Origin of the sequence: Enterobacter sp. BNK-22, assembly GCF_048684805.1 — a bacterium.
Taxonomy (GTDB): Bacteria; Pseudomonadota; Gammaproteobacteria; order Enterobacterales; family Enterobacteriaceae; genus Enterobacter; species Enterobacter quasiroggenkampii.
This window is the reverse complement of the sequence record NZ_JBLQTT010000001.1, coordinates 1,295,652-1,319,211: the sequence shown is the minus strand read 5'-3', so window position 1 is coordinate 1,319,211 and position 23,560 is coordinate 1,295,652. Positions and strand designations below refer to the sequence as shown.

General features: G+C 57.1%; 18 protein-coding genes. 6 read left to right on the top strand and 12 right to left on the bottom strand.

Going from position 1 to position 23,560, the window contains the following annotated elements:
• Positions 1-2 precede the first annotated feature (2 nt).
• Positions 3-1,787: an aryl-sulfate sulfotransferase gene (locus tag ACMGGE_RS05980; protein ID WP_420293516.1), complete on the top strand. Its 1,785-nt coding sequence runs from the start codon at positions 3-5 to the stop codon at positions 1,785-1,787.
• A 47-nt stretch (positions 1,788-1,834) separates the two neighbouring features.
• Here ACMGGE_RS05980 and ACMGGE_RS05975 read toward each other — a convergent pair whose 3' ends face one another.
• Together ACMGGE_RS05975 and ACMGGE_RS05970 are read right to left on the bottom strand one after the other, a co-directional pair.
• Entirely contained in the window at positions 1,835-2,866 is a 1,032-nt protein-coding gene (locus tag ACMGGE_RS05975; protein ID WP_420293515.1) for a methionine synthase, read from the bottom strand.
• A 23-nt stretch (positions 2,867-2,889) separates the two neighbouring features.
• Positions 2,890-3,864 (bottom strand): DUF1852 domain-containing protein, encoded by a 975-nt coding sequence (locus tag ACMGGE_RS05970; protein ID WP_196352304.1) that lies wholly within the window; start codon positions 3,862-3,864, stop codon positions 2,890-2,892.
• 253 nt (positions 3,865-4,117) lie between these two features.
• On the opposite strand from ACMGGE_RS05970, the gene ACMGGE_RS05965 reads away from it, so the two are divergent.
• Complete coding sequence (locus ACMGGE_RS05965; protein ID WP_008502315.1) at positions 4,118-4,657, top strand: DUF2058 domain-containing protein; 540 nt, start codon at positions 4,118-4,120, stop codon at positions 4,655-4,657.
• 7 nt (positions 4,658-4,664) lie between these two features.
• Here the strand turns inward: ACMGGE_RS05965 and ACMGGE_RS05960 are convergent, their stop codons facing one another.
• Positions 4,665-5,351: an RluA family pseudouridine synthase gene (locus ACMGGE_RS05960; RefSeq protein WP_048223095.1), complete on the bottom strand. Its 687-nt coding sequence runs from the start codon at positions 5,349-5,351 to the stop codon at positions 4,665-4,667.
• A gap of 90 nt (positions 5,352-5,441) precedes the next feature.
• On the bottom strand, positions 5,442-6,047 hold the full coding sequence (gene azoR / locus ACMGGE_RS05955) for an FMN-dependent NADH-azoreductase (RefSeq protein ID WP_008502313.1): 606 nt from the start codon (positions 6,045-6,047) through the stop codon (positions 5,442-5,444).
• Between the two features lie 205 nt (positions 6,048-6,252).
• On the opposite strand from azoR, the gene hrpA reads away from it, so the two are divergent.
• Positions 6,253-10,155, top strand: a complete 3,903-nt coding sequence (hrpA, locus tag ACMGGE_RS05950; RefSeq protein WP_420293514.1) for an ATP-dependent RNA helicase HrpA — start codon at positions 6,253-6,255, stop codon at positions 10,153-10,155.
• 81 nt (positions 10,156-10,236) lie between these two features.
• Here hrpA and ACMGGE_RS05945 read toward each other — a convergent pair whose 3' ends face one another.
• The 5 genes from ACMGGE_RS05945 to ACMGGE_RS05925 form a co-directional block, all read right to left on the bottom strand.
• Entirely contained in the window at positions 10,237-10,896 is a 660-nt protein-coding gene (locus ACMGGE_RS05945; RefSeq protein WP_420293513.1) for an O-methyltransferase, read from the bottom strand.
• An 84-nt stretch (positions 10,897-10,980) separates the two neighbouring features.
• A complete protein-coding gene (locus ACMGGE_RS05940) occupies positions 10,981-12,360 on the bottom strand; it encodes an efflux transporter outer membrane subunit (RefSeq protein WP_420293512.1) in 1,380 nt (459 codons plus the stop codon).
• Positions 12,360-13,439, bottom strand: a complete 1,080-nt coding sequence (locus ACMGGE_RS05935) for an HlyD family secretion protein (protein WP_262749551.1) — start codon at positions 13,437-13,439, stop codon at positions 12,360-12,362. The genes ACMGGE_RS05940 and ACMGGE_RS05935 overlap by 1 nt, the downstream gene beginning before the upstream one ends.
• 22 nt (positions 13,440-13,461) lie before the next feature.
• The gene (locus tag ACMGGE_RS05930; RefSeq protein ID WP_045910485.1) at positions 13,462-15,114 is read right to left on the bottom strand and encodes an MFS transporter; all 1,653 of its coding nucleotides are present in this window, start codon (positions 15,112-15,114) and stop codon (positions 13,462-13,464) included.
• Between the two features lie 158 nt (positions 15,115-15,272).
• Positions 15,273-16,592 (bottom strand): MFS transporter, encoded by a 1,320-nt coding sequence (locus tag ACMGGE_RS05925; protein WP_420293511.1) that lies wholly within the window; start codon positions 16,590-16,592, stop codon positions 15,273-15,275.
• Between the two features lie 327 nt (positions 16,593-16,919).
• On the opposite strand from ACMGGE_RS05925, the gene ACMGGE_RS05920 reads away from it, so the two are divergent.
• The gene (locus tag ACMGGE_RS05920; RefSeq protein WP_420293510.1) at positions 16,920-17,714 is read left to right on the top strand and encodes a YdcF family protein; all 795 of its coding nucleotides are present in this window, start codon (positions 16,920-16,922) and stop codon (positions 17,712-17,714) included.
• Positions 17,715-17,776: 62 nt separating this feature from the next.
• Here ACMGGE_RS05920 and gap read toward each other — a convergent pair whose 3' ends face one another.
• On the bottom strand, positions 17,777-18,778 hold the full coding sequence (gap, locus tag ACMGGE_RS05915) for a type I glyceraldehyde-3-phosphate dehydrogenase (RefSeq protein ID WP_420293509.1): 1,002 nt from the start codon (positions 18,776-18,778) through the stop codon (positions 17,777-17,779).
• Between the two features lie 189 nt (positions 18,779-18,967).
• Between gap and cybB the strand changes: the two genes are divergently transcribed.
• The gene (gene cybB, locus ACMGGE_RS05910; protein WP_045910487.1) at positions 18,968-19,498 is read left to right on the top strand and encodes a cytochrome b561; all 531 of its coding nucleotides are present in this window, start codon (positions 18,968-18,970) and stop codon (positions 19,496-19,498) included.
• Between the two features lie 89 nt (positions 19,499-19,587).
• Here the strand turns inward: cybB and ACMGGE_RS05905 are convergent, their stop codons facing one another.
• Both ACMGGE_RS05905 and ACMGGE_RS05900 read right to left on the bottom strand, forming a co-directional pair.
• The gene (locus ACMGGE_RS05905) at positions 19,588-20,655 is read right to left on the bottom strand and encodes an oxidoreductase (protein ID WP_420293508.1); all 1,068 of its coding nucleotides are present in this window, start codon (positions 20,653-20,655) and stop codon (positions 19,588-19,590) included.
• A 13-nt stretch (positions 20,656-20,668) separates the two neighbouring features.
• Positions 20,669-21,412 (bottom strand): DeoR/GlpR family DNA-binding transcription regulator, encoded by a 744-nt coding sequence (locus tag ACMGGE_RS05900; RefSeq protein WP_023618764.1) that lies wholly within the window; start codon positions 21,410-21,412, stop codon positions 20,669-20,671.
• 740 nt (positions 21,413-22,152) lie between these two features.
• Here ACMGGE_RS05900 and ACMGGE_RS05895 point away from each other — a divergent pair.
• Entirely contained in the window at positions 22,153-23,490 is a 1,338-nt protein-coding gene (locus ACMGGE_RS05895; RefSeq protein ID WP_045910489.1) for a TolC family outer membrane protein, read from the top strand.
• The last annotated feature ends 70 nt before the right edge of the window (positions 23,491-23,560 follow it).

Genomic DNA, 23,560 nt, shown 5'->3' with positions numbered 1-23,560 from the left:
ACATGGGACATCCTTCCGTCTTCCCCACCGGCGCAACGCTGTACGATCCGGCGCGTGCCTGGAGCGGCTATACGCTTTTTCAGGCCATGGAGCACGGTGCCGTACTGGTGGACATGAACGGCACGGTAGTGCGGGAATGGCCGGAGCTGCACGGCTTTCCGAACAAGATCTTGCCGGGTGGGGCTATCCTCGGCCACAGCGGCGAACGCGACCCGCGCTACGGAATGCAGGACATGCTTGACCTTATTCAGGTGGACTGGGAGGGGAACGTCACCTGGAAATTTGACCGCTACGAAAAGATCGCCGATCCGGGCCATGAGCCGCGCTGGATGGCGAGGGCGCACCATGACTATCAGCGCGCGGGCAATCCGGTTGGCTATTATGCGCCGGGGCTGGAGCCGCAGGTCGACGGGGGCAATACGCTGATCCTCGCCCATACCAATCTGGTCAACGAGGCAATTTCAGACAAGCTTCTGCTGGATGACACCATCATCGAAGTCGACTGGGAGGGTAACGTGGTGTGGGAGTGGCGCTGCAGCGACCATTTCCACGAGCTGGGCTTCGACGACGCGGCGAAAACCGCGCTTTACAATAATCCGAATATGCGCGCCAGCGGCGGCGGAATGGGCGACTGGATGCATATCAACTCGATGTCGGCGCTCGGGCCGAACAGATGGTATGACGCAGGAGATGAACGCTTCCATCCCGACAACATTATCTGGGATGCGCGCGAATCCAACATCATCGCCATTATTGATAAGCGTAGCGGACGCATCGTCTGGCAGCTTGGGCCCGATTACAGCAAGCCGGAGCTTAAACACATCGGCTGGATTATCGGCCAGCATCACGCGCATATGATCCCCCACGGCCTGCCCGGGGCGGGTAATATCCTGATCTTTGACAACGGCGGCTGGGCCGGATACGGCGCGCCAAACCCGGCCTCGGCGGACGGCGTGAAAAACGCCTGGCGAGATCATTCGCGGATCCTGGAAATCAACCCCATCACGCTGGACATCGAGTGGCGCTACTCACCTTACGAGGCAAACTTGCCCCAGCCGACCGATTCATACCGTTTCTACAGTCCTTACATCAGCAATATGCAGCGCCTGGAGAACGGCAATACCTTGATAAACGAAGGATCTAATGGACGGATCTTCGAGGTGACCCGCGATCATGAAATCGTCTGGGAGTATATCTCTCCCTGGTGGGGAAAAACGCTGAATAACAATATGGTCTACCGCGCGTACCGCATTCCCTACGCCTGGATCCCGCAGTTGAATCCGCCGAAGGAGACGCCGATTCAGCCGGTGGACGTGCGAACGCTGCGGCAGCCGGGTGCGGCGGCGGGCCCGGCGCAAAGCGTGGTTCGGGTTGCCGGGGTGCAGCCCTACAGTAAAGGTGCCGATGCGCTGTGCGTCGCGACGGACAACGATACGCTTCTCCGCAGTCCGAAACTGTTCCGCGTGGCGGAGAGCCGGTTCAGGCCGGTTGAGGATGAAAATGTGCTGGAACAGGAAGGGACGGTGCTGCTGTTTGTCGGCGCAGAACGCTGCATACACTGCCGAAAACTCTGGCATATTCTCGCTCAGGAGACGGTTATCCCGCTGACTGACCGGTTTGATACGCGCTATCTTGACGCTGATCTTAACGCGGCGCTGGCCACCCGCCTCTGCGTGCGCGGCCTGCCTGCGCTCCTGGCGCTCAGGGAAGGGCAGGAGATATCGCGGGCGCCAGCGCATCTGACTTCAGAAAGCGTGCACGGCTGGTTGAGAAATCTTTCTGCATGACGGCTCTCCGGGCGAGGCCGTTAACGCCTCACCCGGAAACCGGACGGCTATTTCGCCAGGATTTCCTGTCTGATGATCTCCGCGCCCGCGCTTAAGGCTCTCAGCTTGCCGTTAGCCACCTGACGGGAGAGGGGAGCCATGCCGCAGTTGGTCGACGGATACAGCTTGTCGGCGTCGACAAACTGCAGCGCTTTACGCAGCGTATCGGCCACTTCCTCCGGCGTTTCAACTGTGTTGGTTGCTACGTCAATCGCGCCAACCATCACTTTCTTGCCGCGGATCAGCTCAAGCAGATCCATCGGCACGCGGGAGTTGTGGCACTCCAGGGAGATGATGTCGATGTTAGAGGTCTGCAGCTTAGGGAAGGCCTCTTCGTACTGGCGCCACTCGGATCCGAGCGTCTTTTTCCAGTCAGTATTGGCCTTGATGCCGTAGCCGTAGCAGATATGGACCGCGGTCTCGCACTTCAGCCCTTCAATGGCGCGCTCCAGCGCGGCGATGCCCCAGTCGTTGACCTCATCAAAAAAGACGTTAAACGCCGGTTCATCGAACTGGATAATATCCACGCCTGCGGTCTCTAGCTCTCGCGCTTCCTGATTGAGGATTTTGGCGAATTCCCAGGCCAGCTTTTCGCGGCTTTTATAGTGCGCGTCGTACAGGGTGTCGATCATGGTCATTGGCCCCGGCAGAGCCCATTTGATCGGCTTGTCCGTGAGCTGGCGCAGGTATTTTGCATCGTCGACGAAGACCGGTTTCTGGCGCGCGACGGCGGAGACCACGGTCGGCACGCTCGCATCATAGCGGTTACGAATGCGCACCGTCTGGCGGTTCTCAAAATCGACGCCGCTCAGGTGTTCAATAAAGGTGGTGACGAAATGCTGGCGGGTCTGTTCCCCGTCGCTGACGATATCGATTCCCGCGCGGATCTGCTCATCCAGAGACAGGCGCAGCGCATCCTGCTTGCCCGCCAGCAGTTCCTGATCCTGCAATTTCCAGGGTGACCATAGCGTTTCAGGTTGCGCAAGCCAGGTCGGCTTTGGCAGGCTGCCAGCCGTTGAAGTCGGGAGCAATGTTTTCATAATAAAAGACCTTTTTTGATGTATTAAAGCGTGTAGTTATCAGACCACTGCTCAAGAATGTGTTTGTAAGGCTTAATGAAGTACTCTTCGGTAAATCGACCCTGTTCAATCGCCAGACGGCTTCGCTCTTCCCGGTCATACACAATTTTGGTTAATGAGTGATCCTGCTGGTTCAGATCCGGTCGGTAGCACAGTCCGGCCGCCGAGTTGGCGTTATAAATTTCCGGGCGATAGATCTTCTGGAACGTCTCCATCGTGCTGATGGTGGCGATCAGTTCGAGGTCGGTGTAATCACTCAGCAAATCCCCGGTAAAGAAGAACGCGAACGGCGCCACGCTGTGTTCCGGCATGAAGTAGCGCACGCTCAGGCCCATCTTCGCGAAGTACTGCTCCGTAAGCGATTCGCCATCCGGCTGATACTCAACGCCCAGCACGGGGTGCTGGTTACCGGTGCGGCGATAGGTATCTTTGCTGGAGACGCTCAGGCAAATCACCGGTCCTTTTGTGAAGTTCTCTTTGTATTCCGGTGAACTCACAAAATGGCGGAAGATATTGCCGTGCAGTTCGCCAAATTTTTCCGGAATGCTGAAGTGCTGCTGGTTCTTGTTGTGCTCCAGCAGCAGGACGCTGAAATCATAATCCCGCACGTAAGACGAGAAGTTATTCCCGACGATGCCAGGGATACGCTGGTTGTTTGTCTTGTCGACAATGGTGGTTTGCAGTATCTCAATAGCCGGGAACGGTTTTTCCGCGCCAATATTCAAATCGACAGAGATGATCTCAAGCTCAACCGCATAGCGATCGGCGTTTGGGTTATCCCAGCGCGCTAAAGCGTTAAAGCGGTTGTTGATCATCACCAGCGTATTGCGCAGGTTCTCCTGACGCTTTTCCCCGCGGGCCAGGTTGGCGAAGTTGGTGGTCGTACGCGTATTTTCTGACGGGTTGTAATTCTCATCGAAGCAACTGCGCTTAAGGGTATATGTGAAAGCTTTGCTCATTGTGGTTATGCATCCTAAGTTCATGTTGCTAAGAAGTTACCAATGCATAATTTATGCCTGAGCCCGCGGCGCAGGGGAAGTGACTTAATTTCAATGCAACATGAGCGAAGTTCATGAAGTGTAACGCTTGAGGTGTCGCTGCCTTCTTGCCGGGTGACGCTGTGCTCACCCGGCCTACGATTATGCTAATGTCGCACTCTTTCCTCAATTCCCGCTATAATCCCCAAAATTTCCAACCGGTTTAGAAACAATCATGACAAAACTCACCTTACAAGAGCAGATGCTGAAAGCGGGCCTCGTCAGCAGCAAGAAAGCGGCGAAAGTGCAGCGTACGGCAAAGAAATCACGCGTTCAGGCGCGTGAGGCTCGGGAAGCGGTAGAAGAGAACAAGAAGGCGCAGATCGAGCGTGATAAGCTGCTGAGCGAGCAGCAGAAGCAGGCCGTACTGGCGAAAGAGTTTAAGGCGCAGGTGAAGCAGCTGATTGAGATGAACCGCATCACCGTGGCGAAAGGCAACATCACCTTTAACTTTACCGACGGTACGCTGATTAAAAAGATTGAAGTCGATAAGCAAACGCAGACCCAGCTGATCAACGGCCGTCTGGCGATTGCTCGCTTGGTGCTCAATGCTAACGGTGACTGCGACTACGCGATCATTCCGGCGGTAGTGGCCGATAAAATTGCCCAGCGCGATGCCGACAGCATCGTGTTAAACAGCGCGCTCAGCCAGGAAGAGCAGGACGAAGACGATCCGTACGCGGACTTCAAAATCCCTGACGATTTGATGTGGTAAACCGCGTTCAGAACGGGGCGGCGTGACGGGCGTTAAACGGCTCGCCGCTCACGGGATGAATAAAATTCAGCTCGCAGGCATGCAGCATCAACCGGGGCGTTTCCTCAGCACCCGGCACGTCAAGACCGCCATACAGATCGCAGCCCAGAATCGGGTGTCCCAGCTGCTGGCAGTGAATACGCAGCTGATGGGTTCGCCCGGTCTCCGGGATCAGTTTCACCCGAGTTAACGGTAATCCCGCCCCCTGATAAAACCGTTCCACAACCTGGTAGCGGGAGCGGGCGGGTTTACCGGTAATGGCGCAGATCGACATCAGCGGGAACAGCGCCGGGTCTTTGGCAATCGGCGCATCAATAACCCCTTCATCATTTTCCACGTGGCCGCAAAGCAAGGCGCTGTAGACTTTCTCCACGCTGCGCTGGCTAAACTGCTGGCACAGTGCCGCGTTGATGGCCTTATTACGCGCAACCACCATCAGCCCGGACGTACCAAAATCCAGACGGTGCACCAGCGTGCAGCCAGGGAACGTCTGAACCAGACGATAATGGACGGAATCAAGGTTTTGCGGATTTTTGCCCGAGAGGCTGAGCAGGCCGGAAGGCTTATCGATCAGCAGCAGATGTTCATCCTGCCAGAGGATCTGAATGTCATCGTGACACGGTGGAGCAATAAAAGAATCAATGATCGCAGACATCAGGCCGCCCGGCTGGAGAGTGGGAGCGGATGATAACGAAATGCGGGGGAAAAGAAAAACCCTCCCACCGGGCGGTGAGAGGGTGAAGTCTTACGCTGCAACCAGGCTGTCGATGGCGGCTTTCGCGTCGGTCTGCGCTTTGGTCGCCACTTCAGGACCGTAAGCGATACCTTCCGCGAACACGAAGTTCACGTCAGTGATGCCGATGAAGCCCAGGAACAGGCTCAGGTACGGCGCAACCAGGTCGGTTGGGGTGTCTTTATGGATACCGCCACGGCTGGTCAGTACGATCGCACGCTTGCCTTTCACCAGACCTTCCGGGCCGTTCTCGGTGTAACGGAAGGTTACGCCAGCGCGCGCCACCAGGTCGAAGTAGTTCTTCAGCTGGGTTGGGATGTTGAAGTTGTACATTGGGGCGTTGATGACGATAACGTCATGCGCCTGCAGCTCAGCAATCAGCTCGTCGGACAGGGCCAGGGCTTCCTGCTGGCGTGGAGACAGCGGTGCATCGCTTGGGCGCAGCGCGCCAACCAGCTCGCCATCCAGCACAGGAATTGGGTTTGCAGCCAGGTCACGCACGGTGATTTCGTCAGCAGAATGCTGTTCACGCCACTGTTCAACGAAGTAATCAGACAGCTGACCAGACTGAGAGTACCCTGCCAGAATACTGGATTTCAAAACTAATACTTTGCTCATGGGTGATTCCTGTTGTTGCATTTGATTGAAGGGGGTTGCCCCGTTGCTTGTTGACACTCTATTCACAATCCTGCCACAGAGATAGCGCAATATATCGAAGCCTATGTTCGAATTTTTTGAATAAGGCGCGAAAGGCGTCAGTGTGGTACTCTATAGCAATCATTAAAAAGAGAGTTTATCAGGGCGTGTACTGCCCTTTAACGCTATGACAGAACAACAAAAATTCACCTTCCCGATGCTCCTGCAACAGCTCGATTCTCTGACGCTGCGCGACAAACAGCGCTTCGCCCGCCGTCTGCACGGCGTCAAGAAGGTTAAAAATCCTGATGCACAACAGGCCATTTACCAGGAGATGGCGAAAGAGATTGAACAGGCAGCAGGGAGGGTTGTGCTGCGCGAAGCTGCGCGCCCGGCGATTACCTATCCGGAAAACCTGCCCGTCAGCCAGAAGAAACAGGACATTCTTGAGGCCGTCCGTGACCACCAGGTGGTGATTGTCGCGGGTGAAACCGGTTCGGGGAAAACCACCCAGCTGCCGAAAATCTGTATGGAGCTGGGCCGCGGGATCAAAGGCTTGATTGGCCACACCCAGCCGCGTCGTCTGGCGGCGCGCACCGTTGCCAACCGTATTGCCGAAGAGCTGCAGACGGAGCCGGGCGGCTGCATCGGCTACAAGGTCCGTTTCAGCGATCACGTTAGCGACAACACCATGGTCAAACTGATGACCGACGGTATTCTGCTGGCGGAAATTCAGCAGGATCGCCTGCTGATGCAGTATGACACCATCATCATTGACGAAGCGCACGAGCGCAGCCTGAACATCGACTTCCTGCTCGGCTACCTGAAAGAGCTGCTGCCGCGTCGCCCGGATCTGAAAGTGATCATCACCTCCGCGACCATCGACCCGGAGCGCTTCTCGAAGCACTTCAACAATGCGCCGATTATCGAGGTGTCAGGTCGCACGTATCCCGTGGAAGTGCGCTATCGCCCGATTGTGGAAGAGGCGGATGATACCGAGCGCGACCAGCTGCAGGCCATTTTTGATGCCGTTGACGAGCTGGGTAACGAAAGCGCGGGCGACATTCTGATCTTCATGAGCGGCGAACGCGAAATCCGCGATACCGCCGATGCGCTCAGCAAGCGCGACCTGCGCCACACCGAGATCCTGCCGCTGTACGCCCGCCTGTCCAATAGCGAACAGAACCGCGTCTTCCAGCCGCACAGCGGACGCCGCATCGTCCTGGCGACCAACGTGGCGGAAACCTCGCTCACCGTGCCGGGCATTAAATATGTGATCGATCCGGGGACGGCGCGCATCAGCCGCTACAGCTACCGTACCAAGGTCCAGCGGCTGCCGATTGAGCCCGTTTCGCAGGCGTCTGCTAACCAGCGTAAGGGCCGCTGTGGCCGCGTGTCGGAAGGGATCTGTATTCGTCTCTATTCCGAAGACGATTTCCTGTCGCGCCCGGAGTTTACCGACCCGGAAATTCTGCGCACCAACCTGGCGTCCGTTATCCTGCAGATGACCGCCCTGGGGCTGGGCGACATCGCGGCGTTTCCGTTCGTCGAGGCGCCGGACAAACGCAATATCCAGGACGGCGTGCGTCTGCTGGAAGAGCTCGGGGCGATCACCACCGACGAGCAGGCGACGGTCTACAAGCTGACGCCGCTGGGCCGCCAGCTCAGCCAGCTGCCGGTCGACCCGCGTCTGGCACGCATGGTGCTGGAAGCACAAAAGCACGGCTGCGTGCGCGAGGCGATGATCATTACCTCGGCGCTCTCCATTCAGGATCCGCGCGAGCGTCCGATGGACAAACAGCAGGCGTCAGACGAAAAGCACCGCCGCTTCCACGATAAAGAGTCCGATTTCCTCGCCTTTGTGAACCTGTGGAACTACCTCGGCGAGCAGCAGAAGGCGCTCTCCTCGAATCAGTTCCGCCGTCAGTGCCGCGTAGATTTCCTCAACTATCTGCGCGTGCGCGAGTGGCAGGATATCTACACCCAGCTGCGCCAGGTGGTGAAAGAGCTGGGCATTCCGGTCAACAGCGAACCGGCGGAGTACCGCGAAATCCATATCGCGCTGCTGACCGGCCTGCTGTCCCACATAGGTATGAAGGATGCCGAGAAGCAGGAGTATACCGGCGCGCGTAACGCCCGTTTCTCCATCTTCCCCGGTTCCGGCCTGTTCAAGAAGCCGCCAAAGTGGACCATGGTTGCGGAGCTGGTGGAAACCAGCCGCCTGTGGGGACGCATTGCCGCGCGTATCGATCCGGAATGGGTGGAGCCGGTGGCGCAGCATCTGCTTAAGCGCTCGTACAGTGAACCGCACTGGGAGCGCGCGCAGGGCGCGGTGATGGCGACCGAAAAAGTGACCGTTTACGGCCTGCCGGTGGTCGCCGCGCGTAAGGTCAACTACAGTCAGATCGATCCGGCCCTGTGCCGCGAGCTGTTTATCCGCCACGCGCTGGTGGAGGGCGACTGGCAGACGCGCCACGCCTTCTTCCGTGAAAACCTGAAGCTGCGTGCTGAAGTGGAAGAGCTGGAGCATAAATCGCGCCGCCGCGACATTCTGGTGGATGATGAAGCGCTGTTCGAGTTTTATGACCAGCGCATCAGCCACGACGTCATCTCCGCTCGCCATTTCGACAGCTGGTGGAAGAAGGCGAGCAAAGAGACGCCGGACCTGCTCAACTTTGAAAAGAGCATGCTGATTAAAGAGGGCGCGGAGTCGGTCAGCAAACTCGACTACCCGAACTTCTGGCATCAGGGCAACCTCAAGCTGCGTCTGACCTATCAGTTTGAGCCGGGGGCAGACGCGGACGGCGTGACCGTCCACATTCCGCTGCCGCTGTTAAACCAGGTGGATGAGAGCGGGTTCGAGTGGCAAATCCCCGGCCTGCGTCGCGAGCTGGTGATTGCGCTGATCAAATCCCTGCCGAAACCGGTTCGCCGCAACTTTGTGCCTGCGCCAAACTACGCGGAAGCGTTTTTGGGCCGCGTCACACCGCTGGAGCTGCCGCTGCTGGACGCGCTGGAGCGTGAGTTCCGCCGCATGACCGGAACGACCATCGACCGCGACGACTGGAACTGGGATCAGGTGCCCGATCACCTGAAAATCAGCTTCCGCGTGGTGGACGATAAAAATAAAAAGCTGCTGGAAGGGCGTTCCCTGAGCGAGCTGAAAGAGGCGCTGAAAGGCAAAGTCCAGGAGACGCTCTCTGCGGTGGCCGACGACGGCATCGAGCAGAGCGGGCTGCATATCTGGAGCTTTGGCCAGCTTCCGGAAAGCTACGAGCAGAAGCGCGGCAACTATAAGGTGAAAGCCTGGCCTGCGCTGGTGGACGAGCGCGACAGCGTGGCGATCAAACTGTTTGATAACCCGCAGGAACAGCAGCAGATGATGTGGCGCGGGCTGCGTCGTCTGCTGTTGCTCAACATCCCGTCGCCGATCAAGTATCTGCACGAGAAGCTGCCGAACAAGGCCAAGCTGGGGCTCTACTTTAACCCGTACGGCAAAGTGCTGGATCTGATTGACGACTGCATCTCCTGTGGCGTGGACAAACTGATCCACGAGGCGGGCGGTCCGGTCTGGACGGAAGAGGGCTTTGCTCAGCTGCATGAAAAGGTGCGCGCGGAGCTGAACGACACCGTGGTGGAGATTGCCAAACAGGTCGAGCAGATCCTCACCACCGTGTTCAATATCAACAAGCGTCTGAAAGGGCGCGTGGATATGACCATGGCGTTGGGGCTGTCTGACGTGAAGGCGCAGATGGCGGGGCTGGTTTACCGCGGCTTCGTTACCGGCAACGGCTTCAACCGTCTTGGCGATACGCTGCGCTATCTGCAGGCGATTGAAAAACGGCTGGAGAAAATGGCTATCGACCCGCACCGCGACCGCGCGCAGATGCTGAAAGTGGAGAGCGTGCAGCAGGCGTGGCAGCAGTGGCTGAACAAGCTGCCGCCAGCGCGCCGCGACGATGAAGACGTGCAGGCGATCCGCTGGATGATCGAGGAGCTGCGCGTCAGCTTCTTTGCCCAGCAGCTCGGTACGCCGTATCCGATTTCGGATAAGCGTATCCTGCAGGCGATGGAGCAGATTTCCGGTTAAACCCTTGCCCGGTGTCGCTGCGCTTACCGGGTCTACGGGAGAACGGGTAGGCCGGGTAAGGCGTAGCCGCCACCCGGCTGGTTATCGTTCTACAATCGCCAGCGTAAACCCATCCCAACCCTTAATCCCCACCGTTTGCAGCGCGGTGGCGGTTAAGCGCGGGTTATCCCCCATCATCTCAATAAAACGCCGCACGCCCAGCACGCGCGCGTCGTCGCTTTCCCCGTTGATTACCTCGCCGTCACGTACCACGTTATCGCCGATAATTACCGTGCCGGGGCGGGAGTAGTGCAGCGCCCATTCCAGATAGCCGGGATTGTTTGGCTTATCGGCATCAATAAAGATCAGGTCGAACGGCGGAACCTCACCGAAATTCTCCAGCGAGCTCAGGGCCGGGCCTTCAATTAATTCAATACGTTCGTCTAGCCCCGCGAGGTGAATATTCTGGCGGGCAACCCCGGCATGCGTCGGATTGGCCTCAAGCGTAATCAGCTTACCGTCCGGCGGCAGCGCACGCGCCATCCAGATTGAGCTGTAGGCACCCAGCGTCCCAATCTCAAGAATGCGTCTTGCCTGCGTCATGCGCACGAACAGTGCCAGCAGCTGCCCCTGATTGGCGGCGACATCGTGTTCGGGTAGCCCGGCGCGCTTGTTGTTTTCCAGCACCTGATTCAGTACGTCATCGTCAGGAATAAGCGAAGAAATCATGAAATTATCAACTGCAGACCACTGTTGTTGCATAGATTGACTCCTTGGGAGGGATTGCCGGGTGGCGGCTACGCCTTACCCGGCCTACGTGACGAAATCCAGGCCCGTTAAGCGCCTTCAGACATTGACCCAGCCGCCGCCCAGCGCTTTATACAAATCAATCTGCGCCAGCAGCAGGTTATTTTTCACCTGCACGACGCTGGTCTGGACCGAGAACAGCGTGCGCTGCGCGTCCAGCACGTCAAGATAGGAGGAATAACCGTTGCGATAGCGATTCTGCGCAATGCGCAGCGTCTCCTGCGCCACATCCTGCTGGGCAAGCAGCTCCGTCAGCTGTTCCTGATAGCGACTTATCGCATCAAGGCTGTTGTTGACTTCGGCAAACGCGTTACGCACGGTTTTTTCATAGGCGTACAGCGCCTGGTTACGCTGGGACTGCGAAATGTCTACCTGCGCATTCAGCGCCTGGCGGTTCAGCAGCGGGGCGAGAATACTGCCCCCGACGTTCCAGAGTTGAAGCGGGTTGTCCAGCAGGCCGGAGAGGGTGCGATCCTGAACCGATCCGCTGGCGGTCAGGTTGATCGACGGCAGCAGGCTGGCGCGCGACGCGGCAAGCGAGGCATCCGCCGCCACCAGCTGGCGTTCGGCCTGAACGATATCCGGGCGGCGGTTAAGAAGCGCAGAAGGCAGATGCGACGGCAGCGTCAGCGGCGTCAGTGCCGCGAAGCTTTCGCCACGCGCCACGTCGCCCGGGTTGCTTCCCAGCAGCAGGCTCAGGGCATTCTCCTGCTGTGCAATCTGGTGCTGCAGCACGGGCACCTGCGCCCGCGTCGAGCGCAGTTCGGAATCCGACTGCATCAGCTCCAGGCGCGAGCTGTAGCCCGTCTCAAACTGACGCTTCGCAAGATTAAACGCCTCCTCGCGCGATTTCAGCGTGGATTCGGTCACGCGCAGCTGTTCGTCAAGCGAGAGCAGGGTGACGTAGCCGGATGCAACGGACGAGGCAACGGTCAAATCCGCGGCGGCGGCGGCGGCTTTTTGCGCTGCCAGAGAGGCTTCGGCAGCGCGAGAGGTGCTGCGGTTGACGCCCCAGATATCCACGTCATAGCTCGCCGTCAGGCTCCCTTTGTACAATGTGCCGTAAACCGGCAGCCCGGTCGCGGCGGATTGTGAACGGGCGCGCGTCCCGGTTACGCCTGCATCAAGCGAGGGAAACAGGCTGCCGTCGGCCGCATAGACCCGCGCCTGATACTCGTTTATCCGTTCGCGGGCGATCAACACGTCGCTGTTATGCTGTAGCGCCTGATCCACATAGCGGTTCAGGTGGTTGTCATGGAAATTACGCCACCAGAGCTGCTCCGTCGGGCTGGCAGGGCCGGAGACGGTGCGCCACTGGGTGGGGATGTGCAGCGTCGGCTGCGCCGGCTTGACGTCAACGGACTGGCATCCGGCCAGCATGACCGCCGCCACCAGCACGGCTATCGGGCGAAGGATCATTACTTCGCCTCCCGCGTATCAATGGTCACCTGTACCGACATACCCGGACGCAGCAGCGCGGAGTCTTCTGGCTTACCGAGCACCTCAATGCGCACCGGAATACGCTGGGCTATTTTGACAAAGTTGCCTGTGGCGTTGTCCGGCGTGATGGCGCTGAACTCCACGCCGGTTGCCGGGGAGATGCTCTCCACGCGGCCCTGATACGCTTTGTTGTTCAGGGCATCAACGGTGAACTTCACCGGCTGGCCGACGCGCAGCTCCGCGAGCTGGGTCTCTTTAATGTTGGCGATGACCCAGTGCTGCGGCGGCACCAGGGTGGTGAGGTGCGTCCCGGCGGTCACGTAGGCCCCGAGACGCACGGCGATCTGGCCGAGCTGACCGTCACGCGGCGCCACAATGCGGGTGTTTTGCAGGTCAATCTGCGCCAGCTCCAGCGCCGCTTTGGCGTTTTCAACATCCGCCTCCAGCGCACCGCGGTTCACAATCACCGTCTGCAGATCCTGACGCGACATCTCAAGCGCGGCTTTCGCCTGGTCGATGTCGGCACTGCCCTGAGCGGCACTGGCCAGCGCCGCGTCGCGCTCGCGAATGGAAAGCGAGCCGTCCGCCGTCAGCTCTTTCACCCGTTTTAAATCCGCCTGGCTTTTCAGGCTCTGGGCGCGGGCATTTTTCAGCGCAGCGTCATTTTTGGCGATCGTTGCTTCGGCGCTTTTACGCTGCTGCAGGTTGTTATTCAGGGCGGCAATTTTCATCGCCAGCTGCGCCTCGGCCTGGTGCACCCGCTGACGGTAGATACGGTCATCAATCTGCAGCAGCAGGTCGCCTTTTTTGACCTGCTCAAAGTCCTGAACCTTCACCTCGGTGATATAGCCGTTCACCTGCGGGCTGATAAACGTCGTCTGGCCGCGCACGTAGGCGTTATCGGTAAACTGCGCGTGACGGGTGAACGGCGGCAGTTGCCACGCATAAAGGATCACCAGCACGCCGACGATACCGATGGCGGCGGCGGTGAAAACGGAAACAATGCGCACATTTTTGCGGGTGTTGGCCTGCTCTTTGGCGGCATCCTGCTGACTCATAAACTCTCCAGAACTGTTTCAATTATTTGTTGCCGGTGGCGTTCTTCAGCGCCAGACGGGCAGTGATGCGCAGGCGCAGCAAGCGCCATAAAATCCAGACCAGCGTGGCGGCAGCGATGCTCGCCGTCAGCAGATAAGTATCGTTGTAGGCCAGAATATTCGCTTCCAGCGCGGTGACCGTTTGCAGCTGCGTTATCGCCTGGGTGCCCAGCAGCGCGCTGTCGCCAATCAGGCTTTTGTACATTTGGGTATAAAGCTGAATTCGCTCGTTGACCAGCGGGTTGAGCGTGGTGAGCTGGTCCGCCAGCAGGCTGGAGTGGTACTTCTCGCGCCAGGTCTGGAAGGTGCCGAGGATCGCGGAGCCCAGCAGGCCGCCGAGGTTCTGGCTCATGCCAAACATCACCGAGAAGCTGACCAGGTTACGCGGATCGGCGATCACCCCGCCAATGGCGGCCAGCATAGCGGGCGCCAGGAAGAAGGCGCTGCCGAAGCCCAGCAGGAACTGGCTTACCATCAGCTGATCCGGACGGGTCAGGTTGTTGGACTGGCTGTCCAGCAGCGAGGCAACAATCATCAGCGCCAGGGAGGTAATGATTGGCCACGCCAGCTTCGTCGGCTTGATGGTGAGACAGCTGGTGACAATCCCGCAGACGATCCCGGCGAAAATAGACCACGCAAGGTGCGTCATCTGCTCGTTCTGTAAGCCCACGTACTGCAGCCAGCCGATGACGCCGGTGTTTTGCTCGGCCAGCACGATTCGGATCAGCAGCATAATTAGCCCCAGGCGGACGATGCTGCCGCTCGACAGCCAGCGGGTGTTCAGCAGCGGGTTGCTGCGGTTATGTTCAAAGACGATGGCTGCGACAATCAGCACCAGCGATAGCGCCAGCGACCAGCCGATCCACGGCGCTTCGAACCACCAGTCCAGACGGCCTAAAGAGAGCACGGCGCAGAGGAGGGCCATCCCGGGGGCCATTAAAAAGAAGGTGATAAAGTCTTTTTTCTCGAAGACCTTGCGCCGGTCGCCCGGCGGCAGTTTTAAGGCTATCACGCAGGCCAGGGAGATCAGCGCCAGCCCCAGCTCGAAGAAATAGAGCCCGCGCCACTCGTCCAGCTGCAGCAGCTCGGTCGAAAACAGGCGGGCCAGCGGGATGGCGAGCGACGATCCGGTGATGCCGATGGTCAGCGCCTTCAGGCGGTGCTTCGCAGGCCAGGCCTGGATTTGATAGTAAATCCCCAGCGAGCTGAGCGCGGCGGCCACCATGCCGTGCGCGGCGCGAACCATCAGCGCCGAGCTGAGATCGTTTACGAAAAGATGGAAGAAGGTGACCAGTACGTACAGCACCAGAAAACCTTCCGTAAAGGCGCGCAAACCGTACTGCTGGCGGAATTTCACCAGCAGCAGGTTGATGGAGATGTTGGTCATCACATAGACCGCGGGCAGCCAGGCGATTTCGGTTGACCAGGCGCCGAAGGTTCCCTGCAAATTTTGCAGGTTAGCGGTCACCACCGCATTGCCCAGCGCCCCCGTCAGGCAGACCAGCAGGCCCACGACGCCATAGGCAATGCGTTTTGGCGTACTGTGTTCGGGCGTGGAGGGCGAACCCAGCAGGGCGGGTTTCTCATGTGGCTGCCACTCGCGAGGAGCATAAGGGTCGCGTTCGGGCAGGCGCATAACGTCGTTTACCTTAGAAATGATTGAATAATTAGCGGGCTAGCGATTCTACGACTCCCGCAAATGATAATTCAAGTGAATATGATTTACGCATGTTAATCAAATGGTGAAGGGAAATTTAAGGAAAAAGAGCGGCCCGCAGGACGGGCCGGGAACGGTCAGAGACGTCCGGGCTGCGCCTGGATGAGAGTGGCGCGCTTAACGCGGCTGGCGCAGAAAATCGCGATTAAAGAAATGGTCACCGTGACGGCAAGATACCAGGCCACCGGCACCCAGTCGCCGTCGTATTTTGCCAGCAGGCCGGTGGCAATCAACGGCGCGGTACCGCCTGCCAGCGCGGCACCCAGCTGATAGCCTAAAGTAATGCCGGTGTAGCGCACGTTTGCACTAAAGATTTCAGAGCACAGCGTGCCGAGTACCGCGGTGACAGGGGCCCACAACACGCCAAAGGCGATGATCGTCGCGAGCACGATACCCCATGTGGTGCCGGTATTGAGCAGCATAAACCACGGTACGATAAACAGGCCCAGCACGAAGACGCTGATCGCGTACATGCGCTGACGGCCTACCTTATCGGAGAGCAGCCCCATTAGCGGGATCATAATGGTCGCCACCAGCGCACCCAGCGTCACGGCTTCCAGCGCCTGCGATTTCTGGTACGTCAGCGTGCTGGTGGCATAGCTCACCACGAAGGTCGAGAAGATGTAGAAGGGGGCGGTTTCAACCACCTTCAGACCGGCGGCAATCAGCACTTCGCGCCAGTGATGCTTCAGCGTATCGCGCAGCGGGGCCTTAGCCACCTGACCGGACGCTTTGACTCGCTTAAAATCGGGCGTTTCATCAATATCTTTGCGGATCCACAGGCCGAGCAACACCAGAACCGAGCTTAGCAGGAACGGGATGCGCCAGCCCCAGGAGAGGAAATCCGCCTCGCTGAACAGGGTCATCAGCGAAACGATAAAAGTTGCCATCAGCATGCCGATGGTCACGCCCGCCTGCGGAATACTGCCGAAGAAGCCTTTACGTTTTTCTGGCGCATATTCATAGGCCAGCAGTAGCGCGCCGCCCCATTCACCGCCAATGCCCATCCCCTGAATGATACGCATCAGGATCAGCAGAGCGGGCGCCCACAGGCCAATCATCTCATAAGTGGGCAGCAGGCCAATCATGACGGTTGCACCTCCCATCAAAGAGAGGGTCAACACGAGGGTTTTTTTACGTCCGATGCGGTCGCCAATGTGGGCGAAAAGTACCCCACCAATGGGGCGAATAAAGAAGGTTAAGGAGAAAGAGAGGTAAGAGAGAATGAGTCCGATCACCGGATCGACCATCGGGAAAAAGATCTTATTGAAGACCAGCGCGGCCGCCGTACCGTAGAGAAAATAGTCAAACCATTCAATGGCGCTCCCGGTAAGGCTGGCGATTAACACCTTTTTATTTTTTCGTAATACCGTCGTCGTACTTTCATGTTCTGTCATGACCTGAAACCCCGCCACGTTGATGATGAGAGAGGTGTCACCTGGCGCGCTTCAGGTGCAACCTGTGATGATGAAAAAGGTTGTGAAATTGTTAAGCAACTTAGGGTTGGATGTTGCGTTTGGCAAGCGCAGGGGGGATAAAACTGGTCAGATCACGGTGAAATAAGCAGCGCTGGGTGCTTTTTCATGACGCCTGTACAATACAATGTTTTGTAAGGCTGGAAATCATAAGCATAATAGGCAGGTGCAACCCGATGATTTTTGGATGTTTCTGGTTATTTCAGAAAAATGATAAATTCGGTGCTTCAACAACGTGAGGAGTTCACCATGGTTCAGCCCCATTTTCCCGTTCTGGCGAATGCCACGCTGGCGGCCATCAATACTGTCGGTGAATGGCTGGCGCAGGATGACCTGAGCGCGACGCGTCCGCTCCCGGAAGTCGATGCGGTGATTCTGGCAGGAAACGCGGTGATCCCAACCATTGACGCGGCCTGCCGGATGGCCTCTCAGCAAGACGTGCCGCTTCTGATTAGCGGCGGCATCGGGCATTCGACTAGCTTTTTATATACCGCGATTGGCAATCATCCGTGTTACCACACCGTACCGGTCACGGGGCGGCCTGAAGCGAGCATTCTTGCCGACATTGCGCGGGCGTTCTGGCAGATCCCCGAGGCGCAGCTGTGGGTTGAGGATCGCTCCACCAACTGCGGTGAAAACGCGCGTTTTAGCTGGAACTTGCTGAAACAGCGTCATCGAACGACCGGGCGGGTGCTGGTGGTGCAGGATCCGACGATGCAGCGCCGCACGATGGCGACGTTTGCCCGCGTTTGTCGGGATGAGCCCGTTTCACCGCAGTGGCTCAGCCATCCGGGGTTTACGCCGACACTGCAAAACGGAAACGAGGGCGTGGAATTCAGCGAGGGCAACACCGGCCTGTGGCCCGTTGACCGTTACCTTTCACTGGTTATGGGGGAACTGCCGCGCCTGTATGATAACGCCAACGGCTATGGCCCGGCCGGGCGGGATTATATTGCTCACGTTGAATTCCCCGAGGCCGTCACCGCCGCATGGAAACAGCTGCAGCAGGATCCTGTCCTGAAGGGTGCACGTAATATAATTTAGGCACGGAACAATCCCCTCGCCCCTTTGGGGAGAGGGTTAGGGTGAGGGGTAGGTGGGAAAAATCACAGCGCCGCAAACTTATCCAGCGTCCGCACCAGCTGCGTCACAAACCCATACTCGTTGTCATACCAGGCAACGGCTTTCACCAGCTGAAGGTCTCCCGCTTCTGACACCTCCGTCTGCGTGGCGTCAAACACTGAACCATAATGTGAACCAATCACATCTGACGACACGATCTCTTCATCGGTATACCCGAACGATTTATTGCCCTGCGTCGCCTTTTTCAGCGCGGCGTTGATCTCCTCAACGGTCACTTTCTTGCCCAGAATGGCCACCAGTTCGGTAACGGAGCCCGTTTTAACCGGTACGCGCTGCGCGTGGCCTTTTAGTTTGCCGCTGAGCGCAGGGATCACCAGACCAATGGCTTTGGCGGCGCCGGTGGTATGCGGAATGATATTCTCTGCCGCCGCCCGCGAGGCGCGAAGATCTTTCCCGCGCGGGCCATCCACCAGCGCCTGGGTACCGGTATAGGCGTGAATGGTGGTCATGGTGCCCACCTTAATTTCAAACGCGTCGTTCAGGGCTTTCGCCAGCGGGGCGAGGCAGTTGGTGGTGCAGGAGGCGACGGAGATGATGGTATCACCGGCGTCAATGGTGTCGTCGTTCACGCTGTAGACGATGGTTTTCATGTCGCCCGCAGGCGCAGAGATCAGCACCTTCTTCGCGCCCGCGTCCAGATGCGCCCGTGATTTTTCTTCAGACGTATAAAAACCGGTGCACTCCACGACGATATCCACACCGGCGGTTTTCCACGGAATATGCTTTGCCTCTTTTTCGGCATAGACCGCTATGGTTTTACCGTCAACGATCAGCGCATCCTCGGTGAAATCCACGCTCCACGGGAAGCCACCGTAGTTGGAATCATGCCTGAGCAGGTAGGCCAGCACTTTGGGGGAGGTGAGGTCGTTGATGGCGACGACGATATTACTGTCCTGGGTTTCAAGAAGGCGACGCAGAACAAGACGTCCGATGCGTCCAAAGCCGTTAATGCCAATTTTACTCATGGTGTTCTCCTGTAAACGTGTCGATGCGACAGTTTGAACTCATCCAGGCTTAGACCATCACGGGCAGGGCGGCAATTGAAGATGCTTCATGCGGGGGGAAGTATTTGAAAAACCATCCAGAAAAGTTAATGAATTTTTAAGGAAAGGGGATTATGTTGGCGCGGTAACTGTTTTTAATCGAGAAATCACATGCGCACTAAATATACAAGCCTGCAAATCGGCATCCACTGGCTGGTGTTTCTGTTAATCATCGTCGCCTACTGCGCGATGGAGTTCAGAGGTTTCTTCCCGCGCACCGCGCGTCCGGCGATCAATATGATCCACGTCTCATGCGGGATCGGTATTCTGGTGCTGATGGTGACGCGTCTGCTGGTTCGCCTGAAGTTCCGCGCGCCGCCGATTCAACCGAAGCCAAAAGCGATGGTGACGGGGATGTCTCATCTGGGGCATCTGGTGGTGTATCTGCTGTTTATTGCGCTTCCGCTGATTGGCATTGTGATGATGTATAACCGGGGCAGCGACTGGTTTGCCTTTGGCCTGGCGATGCCGCATGCGGCGGAGTCCAATTTTGACCTGGTGGATACGCTGAAGGCGTGGCACGAGACGCTGGCAAACCTGGGCTATTTTGTGATTGGCCTGCACGCGGCGGCGGCGCTGATGCATCACTATTTCTGGAAAGATAATACTCTTCTGCGCATGATGCCGAAAAAGCGTTCGTAGTCTTCTCGCCCGGCGGCGCTTCGCTTGCACGGGCCTACAAACGGCTCTGAATCGTAGGCCGGGTAAGCGCAGCGCCACCCGGCTTGTTTTTAACCCAGCAAAGCACGCTCTTCAACTGTTAATGCCAGCGCCTGGGTTGACCCCGTCTCAGACGACTTCACCGCCGCTTCCAGCACGGCCATCACCGCTAATGCCTCAACCGGGTGGACCGGATTGGTGATTTTCCCAAGCAGCGCGTCACGCACGTTGATGTAATACTGGCGCTGATCGCCTTTAGGGGTAGGGATCGTCTGCGATGCGCCGTCAGCGCCAAAGAACACCATACTGTCGCTGTCTTCGCCCCAGGCTTCACTCCCAGGGATAACCCCGGAGAGCAACTGTGCTTCCTGCTGATCGATTCTGGCCTTCACCACGCTGCCCTTGTCCCCGTGGACGGCAAAGCGCGCCGTACCGCCTGCCACCAGCATGCTGGCGTGCAGAATCACCTTATGCTCCGGATAGTTTAAGACCACGTGCGCCCAGTCGTTGATTTCTGCGCCGTCGCGCAGCGTCGCGATATTCCCCTGAACCGACTGCGGCAGACCAAAGAGCTGTAGCGTCTGGTCGATAAGATGGGGCCCCAGGTCAAACCACAGGCCACTCCCGGGGACATTCTGCTCGCGCCAGCGCACGCGCACTTCCGGGCGGAAGCGGTCGATATGCGACTCCAGGTGCTTAACCTTGCCGAGCGTGCCTTGCTCAATGACCTGCTTAATGCCGAGGAAATCGCTGTCCCAGCGGCGGTTGTGGAAGACAGAAAGCAGTCGCTGCTTTTCATCCGCCAGCGCAATCAGGTCGCGGGCTTCCTGCATGTCGAGGGTGAAAGGCTTATCCACGACCACGTGTTTACCTGCGTTCAGGGCCAGCGTCGCCAGCGGGGCGTGCGTGGCGTTGGGGGAGGCAATCACCACCAGGTCAACATCAGGATGCTGAATAGCCTCTTCCGGTGTTGCCACTACCTGTACGTCCGGCAGATCGCGTTTCACCTTCTCTTCATCACGAGAAGAGACCACGGCCAGCTTAAGCCCGTCCACAGACTGGATTAACGGGGCATGGAAAGTTTTGCCCACAAATCCATACCCGATCAGCGCAATGTTAATTGTTCGAACTGTACTCATGAACTTCTCCACGTTAATTCGCGCACACCGTGACCTGCAATGCGCCAGGGTCCCCAAGCTCTGGCCAGGGACGATCTAAAAAGAGTTGTTGAATGTTAGATAACCCGGAAACCAGATACGGCTCGCAGCGGTTGACTTTCAGGTGGTCGGCAACAATCCAGTGCGCATGGCTTGCGTCAAGCATCGCGCGTTTAACCTCGGCATCCGCTTCTTTACCGGCGCTCAAACCGAGTTCAGCATGAATGGCGCACGCCCCGAGGATGGCGATATCTGCCCGATAGCGGGACAGCAAGGACAAGGTGGCGCTTCCGGCAAACAGGCGCTGCTTATGGTCCCATTTCCCGCCGAGCAGGATCAGTTCAACGTCTTCCCGGTCGCTAAAGTGCTGGGCGATATCCAGCGACGTGGTAATGACGGTGAGCGGCCCGCGAAGAAAGGAGGCGACAGCCATCACCGTGCTGCCCGCATCCAGAAACAGGGTAGAACCCGCAGGAACCTGCTGTGCGACCTGTTTTCCCAGGCGCTGTTTGGTTTCCGGCAACAGCGTATTGCGGCCCTGGCGATTCATGGCGGAAAGATTCAGCGCGATGGCCCCGCCGTGGTTCTTCTGCGCCAGCCCCTGGTTTTCCAGGTCGGTCAGATCCCGACGGATGGTATCGGCTGAAACCTGCAGCTTTTCTGCCAGCTCAGTGATGCTGGCCTGGCCTTGCTCGCTCAGGATATCCAGAACGTGGCGTTGTCGTGCGGTTTTGTGCATCGGTGTGCGTTCCTGCAAAATGTCGCAATAGTTTGCATAATACAGCATTTTAACGCAGAGAGAAGGGCAACGTGGTTTTGATGTCGTGGAGTGAGGTAATGATTCAGATGCGTGATTATTAAAATTTTATTAAACAGGTATAAGCAAGCCGTTTTGAATGTTAATCATAATGTTATTGTTATGTTTTATTTAACGATTTGGGTTATGTAACCACTACACTCCTATTGTCTGGATTTTTATTCTGTTGAATGTTGCTAGTGTGGTTTTTGATTGCTTTAACTAGTTTATTAATAGCATTAAATTCTAATTTTGCTGGTTCGGCTACTTAAATTGACACTTCTTTGAAAATCTTTGTGTCTGACCCGCCCGGAAATTAACGCAAAAATGTGCAGGTAACGAATTAAGAATTTTCCTTAAATAACAGTCGGTTTATATGTTTCATCTGAAAGGTCATTTTAAGAGTTTTGTCCAGAAACCCCATCTTTTTTCTTAATTGTAACACCACATTAACATTGGGGGTGTAGTGGCTTATAACGCATTTTGTTATGCTGCTAACCACTTTAGGAAATAAGTAAATTCTTAATTTAAATAAGACGCAGGCAGATCTCATCTCCAGAGGAAATGGGTATGGGGAGTTTTACCTAAAATTCGGCAAGGATGCTAAATAAGATATTTGTCTAATTATCTATACCTCTTTTTGGGTAATTGCTTCAGTGTCACTCAGAGTCAGGGAGATAAAAATGACGATATTGCGAAAGCCTATGTTACGTCGATTTACAGCAGCACTGGCATTCATTTCATTAGCCATAAATACGGCGTACGCCAATAGTAGTCAGGTGGGTATTGCCCCGGTTGCCACGACAACCTTAAAAGAAAGTATTCTTTTTGCTATCGATCGCGATCCGTCGATTAGTCAGCAGGCCGCGCAACTCGGTATTGGTCAGGCGCAAATAGATGAAGCGCGCAGCGGCTGGATGCCGCAAATATCGCTGAACGGCAGCACGGGCCATAGCCAGACCACCGATTCCAGCGGGTCGCTGAAGAATTCAGCCGCGTGGGGGCTGAGCCTGACGCAGCTGATATATGACTTTGGCAAGACCAATAACAGCATCAGCCAGTCTTCCGCCCAGCGCGATAGCTATCGCTACCAGCTGATGAGCACACTCTCTGACGTGGCGGAAAAAACGGCGCTGAGCTATGTCGAGGTCAAACGCTATGCCGATCTGCTGCAGGCGGCAAAGGAGAACGTTCAGGCGCTAAAAAATGTTGAGCAACTGGCAAAGCTGCGCGCCGACGCGGGCGTGAGCTCGACCTCCGATGAGCTCCAGACCCGCACGCGTATTGCCGGCATGCAGGCGACGGTCGCGCAGTATCACGCCGCCTTAAACAGCGCCCGCGCAAGGCTCGCGGTATTAACCGGAATGCAGGCCGATAACTTTTCGCCTGTACCCGCAAATCTCGCTGTTGAGCCTGATTCGCTCAACCGCATTGATTATTCGCTGATACCGGCGGTCATGGCCGCGCAAAACATGGAGCGCTCAGCCCAGTATGGCGTGGAAACGGCGAAGTCCCAGCACTGGCCGACCCTAAGCCTGAAGGGCGGACGTACCCGTTACGAGTCGGACAACCGTTCGTACTGGGACGACCAGATCCAGCTCAACATTGACGCACCGCTTTATCAGGGCGGCGCGGTCTCTGCACGCGTGCGGCAGGCTGAAGGAGCACGGGCGATGGCTTCCTCTCAGGTCGATCAGGCGCGTTTTGATGTCCTGCAAAAAGCCTCCGTCGCGCAGGCGGACTGGACCGGTGCACGGGGAAGAATGGAGGCCGGGAAACAGCAGCTGGAAAATGCCCTGCGCGCCCGTGATGTCTATAAAAATGAGTACACCCTGAGCAAGCGGAGCATTAACGATCTGCTCAGCGTTGAGCAGGATGTCTGGCAGGCCACCTCGGCGAAAATAATCGCTGAGTATGATGGCTGGAGTTCGGCAATTAATTATGCTTCCGCGGTTGATAATTTAATGCCGCTTATTGGAATAGAGAAAAACGCTGCCGCAAAACTACCCGATTTGAGTTAAAAAAAGACGCGTATTGTCGCGAAAAATAAGTCTGAAAATAATGGGTGTTTTTTCCCAGGGATAGCTACAT

Coding starts and splice junctions, on each gene's coding strand:
- ACMGGE_RS05980 (WP_420293516.1), top strand. CDS start 3: ATGGGACATCCTTCCGTCTTCCCCACCGGCGCAACGCTGTACGATCCG.
- ACMGGE_RS05895 (WP_045910489.1), top strand. CDS start 22,153: ATGACGATATTGCGAAAGCCTATGTTACGTCGATTTACAGCAGCACTG.
- ACMGGE_RS05945 (WP_420293513.1), bottom strand. CDS start 10,896: ATGCAACAACAGTGGTCTGCAGTTGATAATTTCATGATTTCTTCGCTT.
- ACMGGE_RS05965 (WP_008502315.1), top strand. CDS start 4,118: ATGACAAAACTCACCTTACAAGAGCAGATGCTGAAAGCGGGCCTCGTC.
- ACMGGE_RS05960 (WP_048223095.1), bottom strand. CDS start 5,351: ATGTCTGCGATCATTGATTCTTTTATTGCTCCACCGTGTCACGATGAC.
- ACMGGE_RS05940 (WP_420293512.1), bottom strand. CDS start 12,360: ATGATCCTTCGCCCGATAGCCGTGCTGGTGGCGGCGGTCATGCTGGCC.
- cybB (WP_045910487.1), top strand. CDS start 18,968: ATGCGCACTAAATATACAAGCCTGCAAATCGGCATCCACTGGCTGGTG.
- ACMGGE_RS05935 (WP_262749551.1), bottom strand. CDS start 13,439: ATGAGTCAGCAGGATGCCGCCAAAGAGCAGGCCAACACCCGCAAAAAT.
- ACMGGE_RS05900 (WP_023618764.1), bottom strand. CDS start 21,412: ATGCACAAAACCGCACGACAACGCCACGTTCTGGATATCCTGAGCGAG.
- azoR (WP_008502313.1), bottom strand. CDS start 6,047: ATGAGCAAAGTATTAGTTTTGAAATCCAGTATTCTGGCAGGGTACTCT.
- hrpA (WP_420293514.1), top strand. CDS start 6,253: ATGACAGAACAACAAAAATTCACCTTCCCGATGCTCCTGCAACAGCTC.
- ACMGGE_RS05925 (WP_420293511.1), bottom strand. CDS start 16,592: ATGACAGAACATGAAAGTACGACGACGGTATTACGAAAAAATAAAAAG.
- ACMGGE_RS05930 (WP_045910485.1), bottom strand. CDS start 15,114: ATGCGCCTGCCCGAACGCGACCCTTATGCTCCTCGCGAGTGGCAGCCA.
- ACMGGE_RS05905 (WP_420293508.1), bottom strand. CDS start 20,655: ATGAGTACAGTTCGAACAATTAACATTGCGCTGATCGGGTATGGATTT.
- ACMGGE_RS05975 (WP_420293515.1), bottom strand. CDS start 2,866: ATGAAAACATTGCTCCCGACTTCAACGGCTGGCAGCCTGCCAAAGCCG.
- ACMGGE_RS05970 (WP_196352304.1), bottom strand. CDS start 3,864: ATGAGCAAAGCTTTCACATATACCCTTAAGCGCAGTTGCTTCGATGAG.
- ACMGGE_RS05920 (WP_420293510.1), top strand. CDS start 16,920: ATGGTTCAGCCCCATTTTCCCGTTCTGGCGAATGCCACGCTGGCGGCC.
- gap (WP_420293509.1), bottom strand. CDS start 18,778: ATGAGTAAAATTGGCATTAACGGCTTTGGACGCATCGGACGTCTTGTT.